The organism is Carnobacterium sp. GW821-FHT04C06 (assembly GCF_059420345.1).
Genome location: NZ_JBWKTN010000015.1, coordinates 1 through 913, shown reverse-complemented (window position 1 = coordinate 913; position 913 = coordinate 1). Strand labels below are relative to the sequence as shown.

The 913-nt window shown below is 35.4% G+C and carries 1 protein-coding gene; it reads right to left on the bottom strand.

Translation table 11 applies throughout. The features are described 5' to 3' along the window. Positions 1-40: 40 nt before the first annotated feature. The gene (locus tag AC07SW_RS13315; protein WP_494633162.1) at positions 41-574 is read right to left on the bottom strand and encodes an IS3 family transposase; all 534 of its coding nucleotides are present in this window, start codon (positions 572-574) and stop codon (positions 41-43) included. Positions 575-913: the final 339 nt, after the last annotated feature.

Sequence of the window (913 nt, the reverse complement as noted above, 5' to 3'; positions counted from 1 at the left end):
ATACAATTAGTTGATAATTTTCGATTTAAAACAGCGTCTTCTAGAGCTTTAATGACAATTTTTGTTTCCATTTTTTTATTAAAATGTGATACCCAACAATCTTTCTTGAATGAAGATACATAACCGTTGATAAATAGCACCAGCCATTTTCTAGTGTGTGAATATACGTGATATCAGCTACCCATTTTTGATTCAATCCAGTAGTTGAAAAATCCTGGTTTAATCGGTTTTTATAGTTTTCTAGAAATTTTTTAGATGATTTACCTGCTTTGAATTTTTTAATGGTGATCGATTGAATACTCTGCCTCTTCATAGACTTTTGAACGCGTTTCAAGCTTATTTTTCGATAATCTTGATACTTCTGAGTAAGTAGATAATGAATTTTACCCGCACCATAGATACGATCACTTTCGTGATAGATACGTAAAACTCGTTCATCTAATAAGTCTCGTTCTGAAGCTCTCTTGGAGGGGTTAAAATTTATTTTCCGGTAATAAGTTGCTCTAGAAGCGCCAAGAAAGGCACACATTTTTTGGACACTATGGCAGCCTGCTTCGCTTTCTTGACGAATCAACTCAACTAAGTTTATTTTCTTGCCAGCAGACCGAGTGCTTTTTTTAGGATGGTAATTTCTTCATCTTTTTCTTTCAGCTGTTTTTTTAGCGCTTTTACTTCATCCAGCGTAAGTCCGCTAGGGGGCTTATAGGTTTTGATCCTTGAACCCACTTCAGCAGAGTCGAATAGCCAACGTCGTATTCTAAGGATAATTAACGAGCGGACTTTCCTTGTTTGAATAAGTCTAAAATGGTTTGTTTAAATTCTTTTGAGTAGCGTTTTGACATGGATTGACACTTCCTTTGAGTTCTATTTTACCCTCTCTCTAAAAGTGTCTCAAGTACCATACTACATCCAC